The sequence below is a fragment of the Bacillus sp. FAU20 genome, assembly GCF_056033865.1.
In genome coordinates, this window is the sequence record NZ_JBVYHY010000014.1 from 1 (window position 1) to 20,426 (window position 20,426).

Sequence of the window (20,426 nt, forward strand, 5' to 3'; positions counted from 1 at the left end):
ATGTTTTTTTATTACTTGGTTAATCGAACCGGGTGTTTAACACACACTGCCATGTATCAAAGTACGGTTTTCGCATTTATCGTGAAACGCTTTTCGCGTTTTTCGTGCGCGCTTAATGCCCCGAATACTAAAAATTTTATAAAGTGTGCAACTAGAACCATTTGCAATGAAATCATACAAATGCCAGTTATATAAATTGCATACAACTCTTTTTTACACATCACTTCTTTTAACTGCATCCAAAAAGAAAGTTTACTACGTTCTTGTTTAACTTTCTCTTGAGTATATGGTTCCTTATAAAATATAAAAAATAAAAGCCCTCCAATTATACAAATGCATGCAATACTATTTACCGCATAGGCCATATTATATTTTATTGTAAGAAACGGGATCAATACTCCCGCTAATGTACCACCAATCGGTATACCGGCTTGTCTAATCCCCATCGCTAACCCGCGATTTTCTTTTGAGAACCACTTCATTATCACCTTACTTCCTCCTGGCTGCGAAACACTATAAAACGTTCCTACTAATAAAAGTACGAAAAAGTAACCCATTAAATCCATTGACCATATTAGTCAGTAAAAACGAACCTCCTAGTAAAAATGAACTTATCGAAATTAACAACTTTTCATTGTATTGATCAAGTAGCCGCCCGACAAAAAGCATACAAAATAGCGGTCCTATATTTACAACACTTACTAACAATCCAATCTCCGTATTCGTAAGTGCATATTCTTCTTTCCAAAATAAAGCAAACGCTCCAACACCATACGTTATAAGTGTCGCTGTTGTTTTGAGCAACCGTCGCAAAAATTAACATAACCCACTTATAAGTACTATTCACCCTTTCTTCCATTAACACAATAATCCCTCCACCCCCTTCCATTGTATGAAAGTTCTGATATCATATAAAATAAAGATTTATCATGTGATCCATCAAAAAAAATGATACCTTTTCTGGAGGGATGATACTTGGATATAAAAGATTTAACTGTATTTTACGAAGTTGCGAAAGAAGAAAACATATCTCACGCAGCTAAAAATTTAAACTATGTACAGTCTGGCGTAACAATGCGTATGAAACAACTAGAAAACGAATTAGGTGTGCCTTTATTTTACCGAAACGGAAAAGGTGTAACTTTAACTTCTAACGGTGAGATTTTATTAACATACGCCAAACAAATTATCCACTTAATGGATCAATCTGTTAAAGCAGTTCAAAGTAATGGGATCGAACCAAGAGGCACTTTAAAAATTGGATGTACAGAATCTACAACCGCTGTAAGACTTCCATCTATATTAACGGCCTATTATGAAAAATATCCAAAAATCGAATTGATTTTAGAATCAAATACGACGGAACAATTGATTAGGCTTGTACTAGAACGAAAACTGGACGGAGCGTTTATAGCTGGCTCTACTCAGCATGCCGAACTTCATACAAATATATTTCGTGAAGAAGAATTAGTTCTCATTAGCAAAAAGCCTTTATCTTCCTTTAAAGACATAGGAGACATGAATTTACTTGCATTTAGTCACGGGTGCTATTATAGAAATTTATTAGAAGATTGGCTTCAAGAAGAAGGAATTTCACCTAAGCGAGTATTAGAGTTTGGAACAATTGAAGCGATACTCGCATGTGTAAAATCAGGTATGGGCATAGCAATTATGATGAAGTCTATTTTAAATGGTCATCAACATGACATATCATTCAACCCTTTACCAAATAGCTTCAAAAAAGTTCCTACTACTTTTATTACTAGAAAAGATATATATCACTCTGCTGCATTACAAAAATTTATGGAGATGACTCACAATGCGTGAAAAGAAAATACGTGGTATGAAACGAAAAACAAACACTGTGATAAAGCAAATTGAGGAACATACAAAAACGTTCCCTTCTACTTTCTATAACGATGAATATTGGAATATGCTATTGCCAGTTTCGCAAGCTTTTATTGACTCTCGTAAAACACCTAGAAAAGTAAAACGGTTATGTATTCAAACCTTATTAAATCAAGCAAATCATTTAATAAATATGAAACCGAGCGATACACATACATATCGAGTTGTTGTTTTGATTTCTATAAATAATTTGTGGGATTCGCAAATCATTATATTTAAAAATGAGGACTACTTTCATAATTTCTTTAATAGAGATAGTGAATTTCAAAAATGGATTCTTCTTTCAAATGAAATTGATTTTTGGGAGACATGGGAAATTTCAGTTTATCATTCCTTCAAAACGCTTCACTTTCAAGAAATTATTTATGATGCAGATGAATGCTATGAAAAAGAGATTACGTTTATCGGGGAGTTAGATTAAAAAGGGTATACCTAAAACACTGGTATACCCTTTTCCACTTATTTTTCCTTCAATACACTATGTAATCGATCCGGATAATTTGTAAACATTCCTGTAGCACCCCATTTGATTAACAGTCTCATATCTGGTTTCTCATTAATTGTATAAGGGTGAATTAACAGTCCATTTTTCCTAGCCATTTTCATATATGACTCATCAATAATTAGTTCTCCGTTATCATTACGTAAGTTTGGTCCAATACCAGCTGCATACTTTTTAATTTCTTGAAAATCATCATTCGTTACACTTTTCGGTTCATGTGTAATGCCAGACCATTCAACAATTTCATTGTTTTCATTTGGATAATACCAAAGCAATTGAACTAACGGAATATTTTCATTCATACTATGAATCTTTTTCAAACTATCTTTACTAAATGATTGAATCATAACACGGCTAGATGACATGTTTGGACCTACTAAATTATATTTATTTAACAATGCTAACAATTTCTCTTCCATTCCTGGATACACATCTGGTGATTTTGTTTCAATGTAATACTTCATGCTTCTTCCATACTTTTGGAAGATTTCTTCAAGAGTCGGAACTTTTTGCCCAACATACTCTTGCTTAGCCTTTTCTGGATACGCTTTATTAAACCACGTTCCTGCATCTAAACTCTTTATTTCGCTTAACGTTTTATCACGTACTTCGCCTGTTCCATTTGTAGTGCGATCAACTGCTGTATCATGCATTGCAATTAATTGGCCATCCTTTGTTAATTGAATATCTAACTCTAAATAATCCGCTTTCATTTTTTTCACTAAATCATAAGAAGCAAAAGTATGCTCAGGTGCATGTCCACTTGCTCCGCGATGTGCAATATTTAAAAACTTATTCGTATTCCATTCATGCTTCCCTTCTGCTTTCGCATGAACAGCTCCCCCAGCAAAGATACTTCCCGTCATAAAGAAAATAACTAAAACGCTAATAATCTTTCTCATCCTTCTAACCCTTCCTACGTTGCAAATTTCAACAAGCTAATGAGATTTACACGAAATAGAAGACACACTTTCATTATTTTTATAAACCTATATTAAAATTCCAATCTTACAAATATACTTTATCTATATTATTAATATAGAAAACTAGTATTATCCTATTTAATTTTTATAGCCCTCCTTTTCACATGTAACTCCCTATTTTGTACGGTTCATTCAATAAAAAAAGCCATAAATTATTTAGAATACACTCCTGTGTCCCTAAATAAATTTATGGCTTTTCTCAAATATCTCCGGCCTCTATTAACTTGTCGAATTTAATCATATCAAACCTATTGAAATTTGTGAATATTTTTTTCAGTACAGTGAAGCACATAAAACAATATTTCTGTAGTTACTTAAAAATCACATAATAAATTTCTCATTACCTCTTCCAATACTATATCTGGATTTACTACCGTTTTTTCCGAACGCCATCCGATAAAGCCATCTGGTCTAATTAATACAGCACCTCCATTCTCTATACCATATAATTTGCTAAAAATATCTTCTGGAGCAACAAAGTCTCCACTTAAACCAACACGATACCCTTTTATATTTATTCCTAATTTAGCTGAAACAGTATGTGCTGCCTCAGCCCAAGAACTATTTTCTACTCCTGTAAGTAATACAAAACTGTTACCGAATAAGTCTAATGTAGAAACTTTCTTCCCTTCATACGTTCCCCATAAATGTGGCGCTCGCGTTCCAGGTCTTCCGTTCAACTCTATGCTATCCATTCTATACGGAGTTACTGAATCATCTATAATCGCCTCTGAACAATACTGATATCCAACTGTAACAGCTAAACCATCCATATTATTCAAACTACCTTCCTCTCTATTCGCAGCACGAAACAGTAAACTACTTGCATAAGCTGTCGTTAATTTTGCAACAGAGTGTCTCTCCTCGTGATATGTTTCTAACAATTTTGGTTTTGCCTTCCCTTTTATAACAGCCGCTAATTTCCAAGCTAAGTTATGTGCATCTTGTATTCCTGTATTTGAACCAAACCCTCCTGTTGGCGGCATAATATGTGCTGAATCTCCAACTAAAAAGATTCGATTTTCTTGAAATTTCACCGCTGTACTTTCGGCCGCTTCCCACGGTAAAACACTTAATATTTCTGACTCAATATTTGTACTTCCAATTGCTATTTGAATAATTTGTTTACAACGTTCTATAGTGAAGTCCTCTAACCCCTCTCCTTTTAATGGATCGTAGGCTACATGATAAATCCATTTTTTTACGTTATCAACGGGGATAAGTGCACCAAGAACCTCCGGATGAAGTACCATCGAAAAACCGAATGCATATCCTTGTATAAACTCACTTAAATCAGCTTCAAAATAAATATTCATATAATAGCCACCAATGGTTCCACGACCCTCAGCTTTAATCCCTAACTGCTCACGTATTTTACTTTTCGCTCCATCCGCTGCAATTACATAGTCACAATGTATGACACTTTCTTTTTCTGTTTCACGATTTCGAATCGTTGCTTTTACCCCGTTTTCATTTTGTTCAAATGAAACTAATTCATGATAAAAAGATAGTTGCCCGCCTAGCGTTTTCGCTTCTTGTAACATCATTTCTTCTAAAATAATTTGATAACACGCAGTTTGTTTTGATGGACTAATCTTTTCTATTTTTTGAAGTAATTCTTCATCGTTTCCGTATTGCGTCGCTCTCATTTGTTCCAATTCTTCTTTATTCGCCTCAGCTATTGTATGAACTGCTATTCTTCCTCGGCAGTTCTCTAATGCTTTACCTGCCAATTTAATTTTTTGTTCCAAACCTAATTCTCGAAATAACTCCATTGTACGTAAAGTAAGGCCGCCTGCTTTCGGATGAATGGCAGTAGACGGATGCTTTTCAATAAGTAAGTACTCAATGTTATGTTTTGCAAGAAATAACGCAGACGCTAACCCAGATAATCCCCCTCCAACAATTAAAACTGGTACATAATTCGATTTCATATATTTACCCTCCACATCATTGTTCTGAGCTCAGTGTCATAAATATAATCAAAAAAAACATTAAAATATAGACTTATATTTCATTTTGAATTATCATATAGATAGATTACGCCCCAAAATCCTTTTTACCTTTTCATACATCTATAATCCACCTGAATTGTGTCTGTATGAAAGTGTAAAACAAAAGAACGTACTTTACGTTGAACTATGTTCTATCGTAAAAATCAAAAATAATGCAAACATTATAAGCGGTCGTAACCTTATCGATTATACAAGGTTACGACCGCTTATTTTATTGTTACATCATTTTTTGTTTTTAAAACTTCATCTATTGTGTTATATAGTCCTTCCAATCCCTTTTCTATCTCCCTATAATTTTCAAAAATAAAAAATTCATTCGTCTCGATTTTCTTTCCCAATATTGCACCTCATACAACAATCATGTAGCATTACCGTATCGATGTAATGGTTCATCATCTTAAACCTTTCGACTAATTACCAGGAGGTAAAGTGATTGAAATGAATAAACAAGAACAATTAAATGTTATAAAAAAAGATTTTATTGATTCTCAAAAAGTATTATTGGCAATTGGCGATGAAACACGTCAAGCTATTTTGTTAGTTCTCATGGAAACGGAATGTCAAACCGGATTACGTGTAGGAGAAATCACGAAACAAACACACCTTTCTCGACCAGCGGTATCGCATCACCTTCGGATTTTACGAGAAGCTGGTATTATTTTAATGCGAAAAGAAGGTACAAAAAACTTTTATTATATTGATATACGTACAAAATTAAGTTTATTAAAAAATCTTGTATTAGATATCGAAAAGCTATTACACAACTTTTATTGAAATGTGGAGGTATAAGAAATGAAAGCAATGATAATTGATAAATACGGGAAAGTTCCAATGCGTATGGCAGAGGTACCTACTCCTGAAATAAATGAGCATGAAGTGCTCGCAGAAATTCATGCAGCTAGTATTAACCCAATTGACTTTAAAATACGTGATGGAAAAGTAAAGATGTTACTTAAATATGAAATGCCCCTAATCCTTGGTAATGACTTTTCCGGTGTCATCGTGAAGGTTGGATCGCAAGTAACTCGATTTAAAGTCGGCGATGCAATATATGCACGTCCAAGAAAAAATAAGATCGGTACTTTCGCGGAATATATAGCCATTCATGAGGATGATATAGCTTTAAAACCAAAAAATTTAAGTTTTGAGGAAGCGGCGTCGATTCCACTCGTTGGCTTAACATCCTATCAAGCACTACATGATATTATGCATTTACAAAAAGGACAAAAAATATTAATTCACGCTGGGTCTGGTGGTGTTGGTACTTTCGCAATTCAGTTAGCAAAAATAATGGGCGCTACCGTTACAACAACTGCTAGTGAAGCTGGTTCCGATTTAGTAAAGTCTCTTGGCGCAGATCAAATTATTAATTACAAAACAGAAAAATTTGAAGAAATACTCAAAAATTATGATGCAGTATTTGATACAATCGGCGGAACAACACTTGAAAAATCATTCGATATTATAAAAAGCGGCGGCAACATCGTTTCCGTTTCAGGTATGCCGAATGCTCGCTTCGGTAAAGAATTTGGTTCAGGATTCTTTAAAACTCTCTTATTTTCATTAGCCAGCAAAAAACTTACTGCACTTGAAAAAAAGCATAATGCTCAATATTCATTTTTATTTATGAAGCCAAGCGGGGATCAATTACGTACTATTGCAAACTATATTGAAGCCAGAAAAATCAAACCGGTAATCGATCGAGTTTTCCCTTTTGAAGATGCGCAAAAAGCAATGGAATATTCAGAGTCTGGAAGAGCAAAAGGAAAAATAATTGTAAAAATTAAATAATAATAAAAACCTCCATTTTCTTAAAATGGAGGTTTTTAATTTGCTGTTAAATAGACATAGTGCAATGAAGTCCTTACAATAGATTGCAAGGGGAAATATTATATTATACTTTTAGTTAACTTTACAAAGAATACATACGTACAAATACATAACTTAAAATATAAAAAGGAGGAGATACAATGACTAAAATTAATGAAACAGGTTGGAATTTAGATAATAGTTATACGACTTTACCACAATCATTTTATACAGAAATCCCCCCTACTCCCGTAAGTTCACCGGAGTTAGTTAAACTAAACCATTCATTAGCGATATCTCTTGGCTTGACCCCTGAAGAACTGAAAAAGGAAGCTGAAATTGCTATTTTCGCTGGTAATGCACTCCCAGAAGGAGCTCATCCATTAGCTCAAGCATATGCTGGTCATCAATTCGGACATTTTAATATGTTAGGCGACGGTCGTGCTCTTTTAATTGGCGAACAAATTACTCCTTCAGGTGAGCGTTTCGATATTCAACTGAAAGGTTCTGGCCCTACTCCCTATTCACGCCGAGGAGATGGCCGTGCTGCACTCGGTCCGATGCTACGTGAATATATCATTAGTGAGGCAATGTATGCACTTGATATTCCGACTACTCGCAGTTTAGCAGTTGTCACAACTGGTGAAGCAACATATCGTGAAACAAAGTTACCTGGAGCAATTTTAACTAGAGTAGCTAGTAGCCATATACGCGTCGGTACATTTCAATATGCTGCAGCTCGTGGTTCAATAGAGGACCTGAAATCACTAGCTGACTATACGATAAAAAGGCATTACCCAGAAATTGAATCCCATGAAAACCGATATACTGCATTACTACAAGCAGTCATTAAAAGACAAGCCAGTCTTATCGCAAAATGGCAACTTGTTGGATTTATCCACGGTGTAATGAACACTGACAATATAACGATTAGTGGCGAAACAATTGATTACGGTCCTTGTGCATTTATGGACAATTACGATCAAGGAACCGTATTTAGCTCTATTGACACACAAGGCCGTTATGCATATGGAAATCAACCATATATGGCCGCATGGGATCTCGCACGACTAGCAGAATCTTTAATACCGATTCTGCACGAAGATGATGAAGAAGCACTAAAAATCGCTCAAGACGAAATTTCGAAATTTAGCGTACAGTATGAAAACAATTGGTTCCTTGGAATGAAAAAGAAATTAGGACTATTTAGCAACGAAGAACAAGATCAATCACTTATTGAGCAACTTTTAAAAATGATGGAGAAATATAAAGCAGATTACACTAATACATTCCGTTCATTAACTCTTGATACGTTAGAAAATACCCCTCTATTCGATAGTCCTGAATTTAAAGAATGGTACAAACTGTGGCAATCTCGATTAGAAAAACAAGAAGAATCGAAAGAAAACGCCTACGAGATGATGAAAAATAATAACCCATCAATCATCCCGAGGAACCACCGTGTAGAAGAAGCACTAGAAGCAGCTGTTACAAATGACGACTATAGCGTAATGGAGAAACTTCTTGAAGCTTTATCAAACCCTTATGCGTATTCTACAGATCAAGAAGAATACTGCATTCCGCCTGCACCGACGAATCGCCCTTATCGTACTTTTTGTGGGACTTGATTGTTTAATATATAAAAAGGTGCGTTCATATAAATTGTGTGAACGCACCCTTTTTATATCCCCCTACTCAACTAAAACTTTAAAATGCACATCCCCCGATGCCATTTCTTTAATCCAAAATAAATTCTACACTATTCCAATAGACTTACTCGTAAGCTTGTTAAACAAATATTGAGAAATATAAAACATCATTTCTAAATATTTTTATTTTTGATACTATATTTTATAAGAATATTCAAAAAGTGAGGGGATTTCATGAACGTTCAACTACAAGGTAATGAACAAATTACAAAATTATTTAATGACTGGTATAGAGCTATGTTACAGCATCAAACTACCCATGCAACAAAAATAAAAAAAGATATTGAAAATATCATCTCTAATTCAGAAGAAGATACAAACCTACAATTGTATTATTCACTTTTTAATTTCAGATACAAAATTTTAACAGATGGTTTAAATATTAATAAAGATGATTTTAATAAAATTGATTCTTTCCCACTTCCAGAGAATGGGCTATTTTCTTATTATTATCATTTTTTCAAGGCTATTCACAATACAATTATTGGAAACTACAATGCAGCAAAACACCTTTTCGAGAACGCTAAAAAGCTGCTAATACACGTATCTGACGAACTAGAGAATGCTGAATTTAACTACCGCTTAGCTTCCTATTATTATCAAACATATCAACCACTAGTAGCAATCCAATCTGCAAATGAAGCTAAAGCGATTTTTTCAAAACATATAAACTGTGAAATTAATGTTGCTTTGTGTGATAACATCTTTGGTTTATCTTGTATTGATTTAAAACAGTTTGAACAAGCTGAAATTAGACTTAATTCAGCATTAAATATTCTACAGAAGTATTCAGAGGAGACTTTATCATTAAGAGTACGACATAATTTAGCTTGGCTATATGCAAGTCAAAACCTTTCAGAGTTAGCAATGCGTCATATTTCAGAGGTTACAACTAAGCAACCAAATCACTTTAAAGCACTTTTTGTTGAAGCACGTGAATACTACAAGCTTGGAGAATATACTCAGGCTAAAGAACTTATAAAAAAAGGATTAAACATTTCAAATAAACTAGAAAACAAAGAGTTTCAATATCGTTTCATGATTTTAAGAGAACTAAATAATAAAACTTCTATAAATGATTTAGAAATGATAATTTTGGAAGGAATTTCTTACTTTAAAACAGAAAACCTTTGGGAATGTATACAAGAGTACACTGATGTTCTAGCAAATATGTTTTATGAAAAAGAAGACCATATAAAAGCTAGTCAATACTTTTACATGGCCAATCAAGCAAGAAAAAAACATGAAGAAAAGGGAGCTTTGATATAATGAAAAAGATTAAATTGAGCATCATTGGCTTAGCTGTTATTAGCATCACAACTCTTGGATTAAGCTTCACCTCAGAAACACCGAAAACACAGTTAGGATATGTAGCATTAAACATTGGGGACACCCCTGCACCACAAAGACCTGACCTTGTTCAATCCGTTGACGTAAGTAAAGACTACAACTCAACAACAACTGAAAAAGCACTTTAAAAAACGGAAGACCTTCAATTAAGAAGGTCTTTTTAAATACGCTTATTTAGAATATTTCCCTTTCATGTAGGCTTTATTTTCTCATCAACTCCGCAATCCTCTTACTCTCCTCACTACCAACTTTCTCAAGTTTCTCCACAACTAAATTCTGTCTCTCTACAGAATGATTTTGACTTAACTTCGCTTTTCCTTCTATTTTATTTATCTTTATTTTGAATCCAACTATTCCCTTACTTAATCCTCCCATATAATTCGGATCTACATCATTAAGTGAGTAGGTGCTCTCTGGATCTTCATATTTATTTACTAAATCTTGAAGAGAATCTACTAATGTCTTCTCATCTTCAACAATTTCTAATTCACCATATACATGCACTGCAACGTAATTCCATGTTGGTACTGCATTGTTTGTTTCATACCATGACGGAGAGATGTAACTATGTGGTCCTTGAAATATAGCTAGTACTTGCTGAGTCCCAATATCTTTCCACTGTTCATTCGGCCGTGCGAAGTGACCATGTAAAGTAAGGGTCTCCCTATTTAATAACAACGGCAAGTGCGTTGCATATGGTTCTCCGTTATGTTGAGAAAATAATGTCGCAAAGCTATTTTGTTCCATTATTTCGTACTCCATCTCTTCATCTTGTATTGCGAAATATTTTGGTATGTACATAAGCTCCCTCTTTTCCGCTCTTTTCTATTTTATTTCCTATTATATTTAGTAACCGCATCAATCAACAGGGCCAGTTTGTATTTGTTTTATAATGGCAGCTTTCTATTTCAAAACAATAGGCAGCATGTATTCCATGCTGCTTTAGTTTATTTTTTCTAATATATTTGTAATAAATACGGTCTTACCCTCAATATAACTAGATCGATTTTTCATCTCTCTCGCTAACTCTTCCTTTAAACGTCCATATTCAGCAGCAACATCGTCATGTTCACGAAGGTAATCTCGAAACGCTATATGCCTTCTCAACTCTTCACTATTTTTATCACACACATATAAATGATGTTCCATCCAAACTGTATTTCCCTCGTTCCATGGAACGAACGCATCCTTTCTTCCAAACGCCTCTCTTCCTTTAAATCTCCATTCTAACTGATGATAGTACCCTATCTTCTCAAGTTTTTTTACTACCTCATGAAAAATTTCGAACTCTTCTATTACAACATCAATATCTAGTATTGGTTTTGATGCAAGCCCTTTAACAGATGTACTCCCAACATGTTCAATAGATACAATGCTGTCTTCCATTACATTGTTAATAAGAGTGTGTATTTTATTAAATTCACTTTCCCATTTGACATTATATTCTTCGATAGCAATTCTCTGCTTCAACGTACCCCTCTTCTCAAAACAAATTATAACCGTTGAATATGAGTATCCTTAAAATCCGTCTCATATTTCAATCCATATCCAAACATTCGATCCATTCCAATATGTGCTGTCCATATTAAGCCAATCATTATAACGGTATCTATCTTAAAATAGACACCTATTAGAACAATTAATATGGATATGATATATGTGTGACATACATTATATATTTTCGCACCAACGTGATTATTGATCCCATACGCTAACATGGATAAATCTGGCGCTAAAAGGAATACAAAAAATATAATCCAACTAAACTCATATATCAAATACATATAAATCGTGGCTAAAAATACAACCATTCCTTCAAAATGTACAATACGTTTTTGCATTATTTATCATTCCTATTTTTCTATATTTATTAATACATTTTCATCGCTGAAAGTATTCTTTGCATTTTTTGACCAGATGGTTGCTAAAATTGGTCCTGCAATGTTATGCCATACCGCCGCTAATACACTTGGGAGTGCAGCAGCAGGTCCAAAATGCGCTGTCGCCAGTGCAACACCTAAGCCAGAATTTTGCATTCCTACTTCTATTGAAATAGCCCTTCTTGTCCCTTCGTCTAGTCCAAGTACGAACGCAGTTATATATCCGAGCAAAAAACCGAAAGCATTATGGAGCATCACTGCAATAAAAATAAGAAGTCCTGAAGAAGTAATGCTACTTACATTTGCTGAAACAACTGCGGAAACAATAATAATAATTGCTACAACCGATATTAAAGGAATAACAGTCATTCCTTTATTAACGATACGAGGGAAAAACTTTTTCACTACTAGTCCTAAAATAATAGGCACAATAATGACTTGTACGATAGAAAGAAACATGGACATAGCATGTACTGGCATCCATTGCCCTGCAAGTAATAGTAAAATGAGTGGTGTAGCAATTGGTGCTAGTAATGTTGATAATGAAGTCATTGCAATAGACAACGCTAAGTTCCCTTTTGCTAAATAAACCATAACATTTGATGCAGTGCCACCCGGTACTGAACCGAGCAACACTAATCCAGCTGCTAATTCCGCTGGTAAATTCATAACGTAGGCTAGTACGTATGCGACAAGTGGCATAATAATAAACTGAGCACATACACCGATAATAACTGGCAATGGTTTTGTAGCGATGATTTTAAAATCAACAGCCTTTAATGTTAATCCCATCCCAAACATTACAATCCCAAGTAAAATCGTTATGTAACTAGTTAACCCTAGAAATGGCACGGGAATGAAGTATGCAATAGCTGCCATACAAATAACCCAAAATGCAAAATACTTTCCAGCTATATTACTTATCGCTTCTAGTACTTTCATCCAATCAGCCCCTATCTTTTAATTGAAACACCTTATTCGGATTCAAAATATTTTGCGGATCAAGAGCTTTCTTTATTTTCTCCATTACAAATAATGCCGCCCCATGTTCTTCTTCTTGATACTTTCGTTTTCCGATTCCAACGCCATGTTCTCCTGTACACGTTCCTCCTCGTTTAAGAGCATACAGAACGATACTTTCGTTTATTTCGTCCGCCTTCTTTACTTCCTCTTTATCATTTGTGTCAATCATTAAGAGTACATGGAAATTCCCATCTCCAACATGACCTAGAATACCGCCAATAAGCCCTACTTTATCTAATACCTCTTTCGCATGTTGAATCGCTCCAGCTAATTCCGAAATTGGCACACATACGTCTGTACTCATTAGCTTTTTACCAGGATAACTATGCACGTAAGAGTACGCTAAGTTATGTCTTGCATCCCACAGTTTATTTCTCGCTGCTGTTTCCGTCTCAAACGCAATTTCTATACATTTATGATCAAGAACGATTTCTTTCGTAAATTCAATATCTTGCTTTAACCCTGCTTCATTGCCGTGAAACTCTAAAAACAGTGTCGGTTCTTCTCTGTAACTTGTTTCATTGTAATAATTTACTTGTTTCATAGATAATTCATCAACGAGTTCAATTCTCGCAATTGGAATACCTGCTTGTAATATGTTAATTACAGCTTCTACTGCATCATTTATAGTTGGAAACGATGCCCTCGCAGCCATAACATGTTCTGGTATACCATATACTTTTAAAGTTAACTCCGTGAAACATCCAAGTGTTCCTTCTGAGCCTACGAAAATACCATTTAAATGATAACCTGATGATGACTTCGCCGCTAAATTCCCGGTATGTATTACTCCTCCATCAGCAAGAACGACTTCTAAATCTCGAACTTGATCACGCATTACCCCATACTTTACCGCTGTCGTTCCGCTCGCATTTGTAGCAGCCATTCCTCCTAACGTTGCATCAGCTCCTGGGTCTACACTAAAAAATAATCCATACTTTTTCAATTCTTTATTAAGCTGAGAGCGCGTCACCCCTGGCTGTACTCTCACAAGAAAATCCTTTTCTCTTATTTCAAGTATTTTGTTCATAAGAGAAAAGTCCATTGTAATTCCTTTTTCGTAAGGAATTACATGTCCCTCTAAACTGGACCCTACTCCAAATGGAACGACAGCTGTTCCGTGCTGAATCGCTATTTTCATTATCGCGCTAACTTCTTCGGTCGTTTTTGGAAAAACAACTACATCAGGTAAACTACTACTATGGTAAGATTCATCTTTACTATGTAACTCTCGTACTGTCATATTTATTACTACTCGATCTTCAGGAAGTATGCCTTTTAATTCATTTACTACATGTTCAATTGTTATTTCCATAATCAACTCTCCTTTTTAATTTTAAAACAAGTATACCATCTTTATACAAAATAATTAGAAAAATAAGATTATTAAACCTGAACATACAAAAAAGAACCTGCAGCAGACGCTACAAGTTCTTTTTCACTACATTTTAAACGATTTCTTTATTAACAACATAAACCAAATTAAAGTAACTGCCATCAACGAATGAGAAAATCCTACAATATAAGTTAACCCTTTAAAGTCAGCTCCATTTAACTGAAGAAGCCCTCTCGCTGCTAGCGAACCTAACATTAATGTTAATGCAATATTATGTAAAACAAACCACTTATTAAACCCTTGCACTTCATGAAACGCGAATACTTTTGCTAATCCTAAAGCAATTAAAAAGAAGAAAAAGCCAAGTACAAGTGTATGTGTATGCAAAAGATTTAACAAAGTAGATCCTAAAATCCCTTTATACTTACCATACTCCCTAGCGAAAATCCCTGATAATAAACCGATAATCAAATACGTAAACGATGCATTATATAATTTCTTCATTATGTACCTCCTTGAGTAGAATGTGTAGTGTGTCATATTTAGTAATAATGATAGTTATATAGTAAAAACTCCTAGTCACCTAGGAGTCATTGTATAAGCATCTCACTCTTTACAATCAGTCCTAATTATAAAATATCTCTCTATACAAAACAAACGAACTTTATGTGAACAAACAAAGCCCCACTAAAATATGTTGCACTTTTGTTTTACACAATCCATACTAATTGTTATAACTTTTTAAAGGTGGTGTAATCATTGATAGTTCTTGAAACCGAGCGTCTTAACCTTCGTTGGTTTGATATAAAAGACGCTCCTTTTATTCTTGAGTTAGTAAACGATCCTGCATGGATTCAGTTTATTGGTGACAAAGGAGTTAGAAACTTAGAAGATGCAAAAAAATATATTGTAAACGGTCCCATCGATATGTATAACAAACTCGGATTTGGCCTTTACTTAGTAGAACGAAAAGAAGATCTCACTCCACTTGGTATGTGTGGCCTTATTAAAAGAGATTCATTAGAAGACGTTGATATCGGATTTGCCTTTTTAGAGACATTCCGTTCAAAAGGATATGGCTACGAGTCAGCTTCTGCGACAATCGAATACGGTGTACAAAAGCTCGGCATGAAACGAATTGTAGCAATTACTTCTGTAGATAACATCGCCTCAGGAAAGCTTTTAGAAAAAGTAGGATTACGATTTGAGAAAATCATTTCAGATTCAGGAGAAGATTTAAAATTATTTGGGTATAACGCATAGTAAAGAAGGTCGCCGTGAATCGCGACCTTCTTTACTATTTTACTGATCTCGTCATAATACTTTTAGTTCCATTATAGTTTTGCAGTAATTCTTGTGATTACTACTATGCCTTTCATATCACATTTTTTGGAAATTCATAGAAATATAACTTTCACATTTAAATAAATTATATTAATATATTAAATAAAGGAAGTGAGAATAAATGGAACAACCGCTATTTTTATTAGTTCTTCAATTCATTGCATTCATATTAATCATTTGTATCGTATATGGAATCTTGTACAGTACCGTATTGAAATTAAATATGCCTAAATGGACTGCACATATAGTAGCTACGGTATTTTCATTTGGTATCGCCTATCAAGCTTTTATAAATTTTATTTGAAAAAATTTTTTAGCAATTACTTCTACAAATATTGTTGATGCAGTAAAATTTTTAGAAAAAGTAGGATTGTAATTTGAAAGGATTATTTCAAGATCAGGAAATGTAACCATTTTTTATAAAGTCTGTCTAGCGCAAAATAGTAAAGAAGTTATTTCCGCTGAAAATGTGTTTGCATAACAAGGAATGAATTTAATCGATCCTGCAAAAATTTTATTTTAATTCTGGTTCTATTGTTTGGAATCGTTCTAGGGTACCATTTGTGTGGACTTTAAAAATTTTCATTTGCGCACCAAAATGTTGCGTTAAGTAAAATGTATCACTAGTTATTAAATTTCCAATCTTCCAATCAGGTTGATATGTACTTTCCATGGAACTTTCTAAATCCCCAATCATTATTAAATTTATATATAAGGAAATTTCATAAATCTTCAATCACAGTTTCTTAGTTCACCTAATAGAACGTATAAAGACTCATATCATCTTTTGATTATTTTTGGATGTTTTATTCTACGTATATTCGACACAAATTGATTGTTTTTTATGAATTTTCTTGAAAAATATTGTAATATCACTCCATTTTTTCTTCTATTTTGTTATGATGTTTATAATTAAATTGGATTAGGATTTTTTTAGAAAATGGGGGCGTATATTATGAGTGTCTCAGTAAAAGGAAATGAGCAATTAACCTCTCTATTGAACGACTGGTATCGATCTATGCTATCTCAGCAAGTTATAAAAGCTACTAATCTAAAAAAGAAAATTGATGAAAAAATTAATAAGTTAAGCATTGAACCGGATCAAGAGCATCAGGATCAAAATTTGTTACTATACTATTCACTACTCGAATTTCGTTACAAGGTCTTAACAGATAGCCTTGGTATTCAACAAAATAGTTTTGATACTATTAGCGATTATGATATGCCTACAGATCAATTTCTACAATTCTATTATCATTTTTTCAAATCCATTCATTCCACTTTTATATCAAATTATACTGAGGCAGAGGAACATTATAAACTAGCAGAAAAAATATTGGTAGCTATACCAGATGAAATTGAACACGCCGAATTTTACTATAGAATTGCTACTTTCTATCACCATACCTATAACAATCTCGCTTCTATCGAATACGCAAATAAATCGAGAGCAATCTTTTCAAAGTATGAAGGTTATGAAGTAAAAACAGCCTTTGGTAATAGTTTGCTAGGTGGTTGCTGTATCTATTTAAAACAGTACGAACAAGCAGAAGAATATCTACATTGTGCAATTGATTTACTACAAAAAAATGGGGAAGAAGATTCCTTGTTATACGTAAAAAATACGATGGGTTGGTTGTATTCTGATCAAAGTATGTCTACTTTAGCTATTCGTCATCTTTCAGAAGTAACAGAGAAAATCCCTACACACTTCAAGGCCATCTTCCTACAAGCTAAGGAACATTATAAATTAGGAGAACAATCAACGGCCAACCAACTCATTGATAAGGGATTACAGATTTGCAGAAAAATTCATAACGAAGAATACACACACCACTTCTCTATTTTAAAAAGATTAAACGAAAATATTCCATTGGAAGAATTAGAAAAAATCATTCAAGAAGGAATCTTATACTTTGAGGAAGAAGAGTTATGGGAATATGTTGTCGAATACGCCGAATTATTTGCCACAAAATGTAGACAATTAGAGAACCACCAAAAAGTAAGTGACTATTTCCATATTTGTTATCAAGCAAGACAAAAATCAATCGCAAAAGGAGTGTTAAAATAATGAAAAAAATTAGCTTATTATTATCAGGCATTGCTTTTATTGGGGTATTAACGGTGGGAATTTTTCAGTTTTCTAAAACAGATCAGCTTGCTACTCATGGGCATTATCCTGCTCCTTCATATAGTTTTGGCGATTATGGTGGTGCGCCACCACAAATTTAATGTAAATGTATTTAAAAACCCTCCAAATGGAGGGTTTTTAAATGGCTTATCTGCCTGTTCAATACGCATAGAGATTACATATTATACTTATTTACTATGTTATAAGATTTTTCATTTCCACTCTGTAACAAGATTCTAGCATTCTCTCCTAGAATCTCAACTTAAATCTTAAATCCACCAATTAACTCTTGAAGTTCTTCCGCCATCTGTGCTAATTGTATTGCTGAAGAATTTATCTCTTCCATAGAAGCATGTTGTTCCTCAGATGAACCAGCTATCGTTTGCATACTTGAAGAATTTTCTTTTACAGCCATAGCTATTTGATTAATCGATGTATCAACTTTCATTGCATCAGTTGTCATTTTATTTGATAGTTCTACCATACCCTGCACTTTTGATACGATATCATTTGCAGATTTTGAAATCTCATAAAAACTTTGTTTTGTATCATTCGCAACCTTAATTCCCGACTGTACTTCTACGCCTACTTCATTCATAGCTTTTACAGTCTCATGTACGTCTGCTTGTATTTCCTTAATTAAACTTCCAATTTCCATTGAAGATTCGGATGATTGCTCTGCTAGTTTCCTAACTTCATCAGCAACAATTGCAAACCCTCGCCCCTGTTCTCCTGCTCTAGCTGCTTCAATTGCTGCATTCAATGCTAATAAATTTGTTTGTTCCGCAATATTTTGAATCGCTTCTAATATACTTCCAATTTGTTGCGATTTCTTATCTAATAATTTTATTACATTATCGGATTGAGAAACAGAGTGATGGATAGATTGCATTTGTGCTACAGTTTGTTCTACTAATTGTTCTCCTTCATTGGCTTTTTGTTTTGTGTATATGGATGAAGCCGATACTTCAGATGCATTCTCAGCTACATATTGAATATTTCGTGTTACCTCACCAATTAATTCAGCTCCAGACTCAACTTCATTATTTTGAACCTCTGCACTGTTCGAAATTTCTTCCATCTCTTTTGTAATTTGTTCTGTCGCAACACTTGCTTGCTCTACACTAGCAGTTAGTTCCTCAGAAGACGCAGCTACATGTCCTGCCGATGTGTTAATTTGAGAAATAATATTACGTAACGACTCTGCCATTGTATTGAAACTACCACCCAATTGACCAAGTTCATCCTTTGAACGAATATCTATTTTCTCGGTTAAATCTCCTTGACTAATTCTTTGAGCTGAAATGACTAATTGTCTTAGTGGAGTAATTATAGATCTGAGTATGAATAGAATTACAATCCCACCTAACAATAATGAAGCCCCTATTATAGTGAGCGTTTTATAAAAAATAGGATTAGTAGCTTCTTCAATTTCTTTCGTAGGCATTACGCCAGCTATTTTCCAACCTATTTTTTTGTTTGTCTTAAAGCTTATGTTTCGATCTTCGCCATTGAGGCTATAAGTAATTACTCCATCTTCTGTCTTATACAATTCATCCGCTAAAGTTTTCTCTAATTTCTCTCCAGGCTTTAGTGATGGATGAACAACTATAGTTTTATCTTGACTAACTATAGATACAAATCCTTGTTTACCAATTTTTATCATTTTGGATGTTTTTACGATATCTGTAATATTCAAATCTACGCCAATGACACCACTTTTATCTGCATTTTGCTTTGCAATTGCAATTACCATATTTCCTGTAGACTTTGATTTATAGGGAGATGAAACAATAATCTCTCCATTTGCTTTTACTGCATCCTTATACCAACTACTTTCTAACGGATTAAACCCTTCTGGTATTTTACCAACCGGTGCATGAATAAATTGATTGTTACTGGATGCCGTATAAATCGTTTCTATCTCTGGATGTAACTGTATATATTGATCAAATTTACTCTGTACATTTTGCGATTGTTCAGGATTATAATCCCCTTGTGTAAGTACCTTTGCAAAATGAGTGACATCTATATGCTTATTTTCTAATTCATCATCAACAATCTTATCTAAAATACTTATATTATCTTTTGCTGATTGTAGAATTGTTTCATTAAGATCTGTTTTTGCTTTATTATAAGATGATACTCCTACGATAAGGCTTGGTATAATTAATATTGCTATAAATGCCATAGACAACTTCGTTTTAAGCTTTATTTGTCCCAATCTTTCTTTTATATTAAACACTAGATACTTCTCCTTTTCATTTTTACTACTTATATAGTTTATTTAAATTTTTCTCCTTTATTTTTCCACATTCATTTATGGTACCATTCGAAATGAAACCACAATTACATCCTATTATCTTCACTTTAACATTTAACGATTTAAATTTCACAGGCAGAGTTTTATCTGTCCTCCTTTCGAATATGTTATTT

21 protein-coding genes and 1 pseudogene are annotated in these 20,426 nt (G+C 33.8%); 11 read left to right on the forward strand and 11 right to left on the reverse strand.

Annotated features, from left to right (window positions below; all coding sequences use genetic code 11):
• Positions 1-125: 125 nt before the first annotated feature.
• A pseudogene (locus AC0OM3_RS11895) lies at positions 126-889 on the reverse strand (MFS transporter); the annotation flags it as partial.
• Between the two features lie 86 nt (positions 890-975).
• On the opposite strand from AC0OM3_RS11895, the gene AC0OM3_RS11900 reads away from it, so the two are divergent.
• Together AC0OM3_RS11900 and AC0OM3_RS11905 are read left to right on the forward strand one after the other, a co-directional pair.
• A complete protein-coding gene (locus AC0OM3_RS11900; protein ID WP_000351674.1) occupies positions 976-1,827 on the forward strand; it encodes a LysR family transcriptional regulator in 852 nt (283 codons plus the stop codon).
• The gene (locus tag AC0OM3_RS11905) at positions 1,820-2,329 is read left to right on the forward strand and encodes a DUF3916 domain-containing protein (protein ID WP_001208344.1); all 510 of its coding nucleotides are present in this window, start codon (positions 1,820-1,822) and stop codon (positions 2,327-2,329) included. Before AC0OM3_RS11900 ends, AC0OM3_RS11905 begins: the two co-directional genes overlap by 8 nt.
• A 38-nt stretch (positions 2,330-2,367) precedes the next feature.
• On the opposite strand, the gene AC0OM3_RS11910 is transcribed toward AC0OM3_RS11905, so the two are convergent.
• Both AC0OM3_RS11910 and AC0OM3_RS11915 read right to left on the reverse strand, forming a co-directional pair.
• Positions 2,368-3,312: a glycerophosphodiester phosphodiesterase gene (locus AC0OM3_RS11910; protein ID WP_001226346.1), complete on the reverse strand. Its 945-nt coding sequence runs from the start codon at positions 3,310-3,312 to the stop codon at positions 2,368-2,370.
• A gap of 395 nt (positions 3,313-3,707) precedes the next feature.
• Positions 3,708-5,327: an FAD-dependent oxidoreductase gene (locus AC0OM3_RS11915; RefSeq protein WP_000841671.1), complete on the reverse strand. Its 1,620-nt coding sequence runs from the start codon at positions 5,325-5,327 to the stop codon at positions 3,708-3,710.
• Between the two features lie 510 nt (positions 5,328-5,837).
• Here AC0OM3_RS11915 and AC0OM3_RS11920 point away from each other — a divergent pair.
• The 5 genes from AC0OM3_RS11920 (at position 5,838) to AC0OM3_RS11940 (ending at position 10,404) form a co-directional block, all read left to right on the forward strand.
• Complete coding sequence (locus tag AC0OM3_RS11920) at positions 5,838-6,182, forward strand: ArsR/SmtB family transcription factor (protein ID WP_000571881.1); 345 nt, start codon at positions 5,838-5,840, stop codon at positions 6,180-6,182.
• Positions 6,183-6,200: 18 nt separating this feature from the next.
• Positions 6,201-7,199, forward strand: coding sequence for an NADP-dependent oxidoreductase (locus tag AC0OM3_RS11925; protein ID WP_474211964.1), 999 nt, complete (start codon positions 6,201-6,203; stop codon positions 7,197-7,199).
• 179 nt (positions 7,200-7,378) lie between these two features.
• Entirely contained in the window at positions 7,379-8,845 is a 1,467-nt protein-coding gene (locus AC0OM3_RS11930) for a protein adenylyltransferase SelO (protein WP_061884446.1), read from the forward strand.
• Positions 8,846-9,100: 255 nt separating this feature from the next.
• A complete protein-coding gene (locus tag AC0OM3_RS11935; protein WP_001102730.1) occupies positions 9,101-10,195 on the forward strand; it encodes a response regulator aspartate phosphatase in 1,095 nt (364 codons plus the stop codon).
• Positions 10,195-10,404, forward strand: a complete 210-nt coding sequence (locus AC0OM3_RS11940) for a hypothetical protein (RefSeq protein ID WP_000721431.1) — start codon at positions 10,195-10,197, stop codon at positions 10,402-10,404. Before AC0OM3_RS11935 ends, AC0OM3_RS11940 begins: the two co-directional genes overlap by 1 nt.
• Positions 10,405-10,477: 73 nt before the next feature.
• Here the strand turns inward: AC0OM3_RS11940 and AC0OM3_RS11945 are convergent, their stop codons facing one another.
• The 6 genes from AC0OM3_RS11945 to AC0OM3_RS11970 form a co-directional block, all read right to left on the reverse strand.
• Positions 10,478-11,077 carry an FMN-binding negative transcriptional regulator gene (locus tag AC0OM3_RS11945; RefSeq protein WP_474211967.1) on the reverse strand — a complete coding sequence of 200 codons (600 nt, stop codon included), beginning with the start codon at positions 11,075-11,077 and terminating at the stop codon, positions 10,478-10,480.
• A 141-nt stretch (positions 11,078-11,218) separates the two neighbouring features.
• Positions 11,219-11,746, reverse strand: coding sequence for a GrpB family protein (locus AC0OM3_RS11950; RefSeq protein ID WP_061884448.1), 528 nt, complete (start codon positions 11,744-11,746; stop codon positions 11,219-11,221).
• Between the two features lie 23 nt (positions 11,747-11,769).
• Positions 11,770-12,117 carry a DUF4260 domain-containing protein gene (locus AC0OM3_RS11955; RefSeq protein ID WP_001172059.1) on the reverse strand — a complete coding sequence of 116 codons (348 nt, stop codon included), beginning with the start codon at positions 12,115-12,117 and terminating at the stop codon, positions 11,770-11,772.
• 12 nt (positions 12,118-12,129) lie between these two features.
• Positions 12,130-13,098 carry a bile acid:sodium symporter family protein gene (locus AC0OM3_RS11960; protein ID WP_000865850.1) on the reverse strand — a complete coding sequence of 323 codons (969 nt, stop codon included), beginning with the start codon at positions 13,096-13,098 and terminating at the stop codon, positions 12,130-12,132.
• Positions 13,099-13,102: 4 nt separating this feature from the next.
• Positions 13,103-14,494 carry an FAD-binding oxidoreductase gene (locus AC0OM3_RS11965; protein WP_095022011.1) on the reverse strand — a complete coding sequence of 464 codons (1,392 nt, stop codon included), beginning with the start codon at positions 14,492-14,494 and terminating at the stop codon, positions 13,103-13,105.
• Positions 14,495-14,620: 126 nt separating this feature from the next.
• Complete coding sequence (locus AC0OM3_RS11970) at positions 14,621-15,019, reverse strand: DUF2871 family protein (RefSeq protein ID WP_000737896.1); 399 nt, start codon at positions 15,017-15,019, stop codon at positions 14,621-14,623.
• A 255-nt stretch (positions 15,020-15,274) separates the two neighbouring features.
• Here AC0OM3_RS11970 and AC0OM3_RS11975 point away from each other — a divergent pair, with 255 nt between their 5' ends.
• On the forward strand, positions 15,275-15,778 hold the full coding sequence (locus AC0OM3_RS11975) for a GNAT family N-acetyltransferase (protein WP_000636202.1): 504 nt from the start codon (positions 15,275-15,277) through the stop codon (positions 15,776-15,778).
• A gap of 202 nt (positions 15,779-15,980) precedes the next feature.
• Positions 15,981-16,163: a hypothetical protein gene (locus tag AC0OM3_RS11980; RefSeq protein WP_000437510.1), complete on the forward strand. Its 183-nt coding sequence runs from the start codon at positions 15,981-15,983 to the stop codon at positions 16,161-16,163.
• A gap of 210 nt (positions 16,164-16,373) precedes the next feature.
• On the opposite strand, the gene AC0OM3_RS11985 is transcribed toward AC0OM3_RS11980, so the two are convergent.
• Entirely contained in the window at positions 16,374-16,556 is a 183-nt protein-coding gene (locus AC0OM3_RS11985) for a DUF5065 family protein (RefSeq protein ID WP_003302152.1), read from the reverse strand.
• 258 nt (positions 16,557-16,814) lie between these two features.
• On the opposite strand from AC0OM3_RS11985, the gene AC0OM3_RS11990 reads away from it, so the two are divergent.
• Positions 16,815-17,930, forward strand: coding sequence for a response regulator aspartate phosphatase (locus AC0OM3_RS11990; protein WP_474211971.1), 1,116 nt, complete (start codon positions 16,815-16,817; stop codon positions 17,928-17,930).
• Complete coding sequence (locus tag AC0OM3_RS11995) at positions 17,930-18,091, forward strand: hypothetical protein (RefSeq protein ID WP_474211973.1); 162 nt, start codon at positions 17,930-17,932, stop codon at positions 18,089-18,091. The genes AC0OM3_RS11990 and AC0OM3_RS11995 overlap by 1 nt, the downstream gene beginning before the upstream one ends.
• 161 nt (positions 18,092-18,252) lie before the next feature.
• On the opposite strand, the gene AC0OM3_RS12000 is transcribed toward AC0OM3_RS11995, so the two are convergent.
• On the reverse strand, positions 18,253-20,235 hold the full coding sequence (locus tag AC0OM3_RS12000; protein WP_000481854.1) for a methyl-accepting chemotaxis protein: 1,983 nt from the start codon (positions 20,233-20,235) through the stop codon (positions 18,253-18,255).
• Positions 20,236-20,426: the final 191 nt, after the last annotated feature.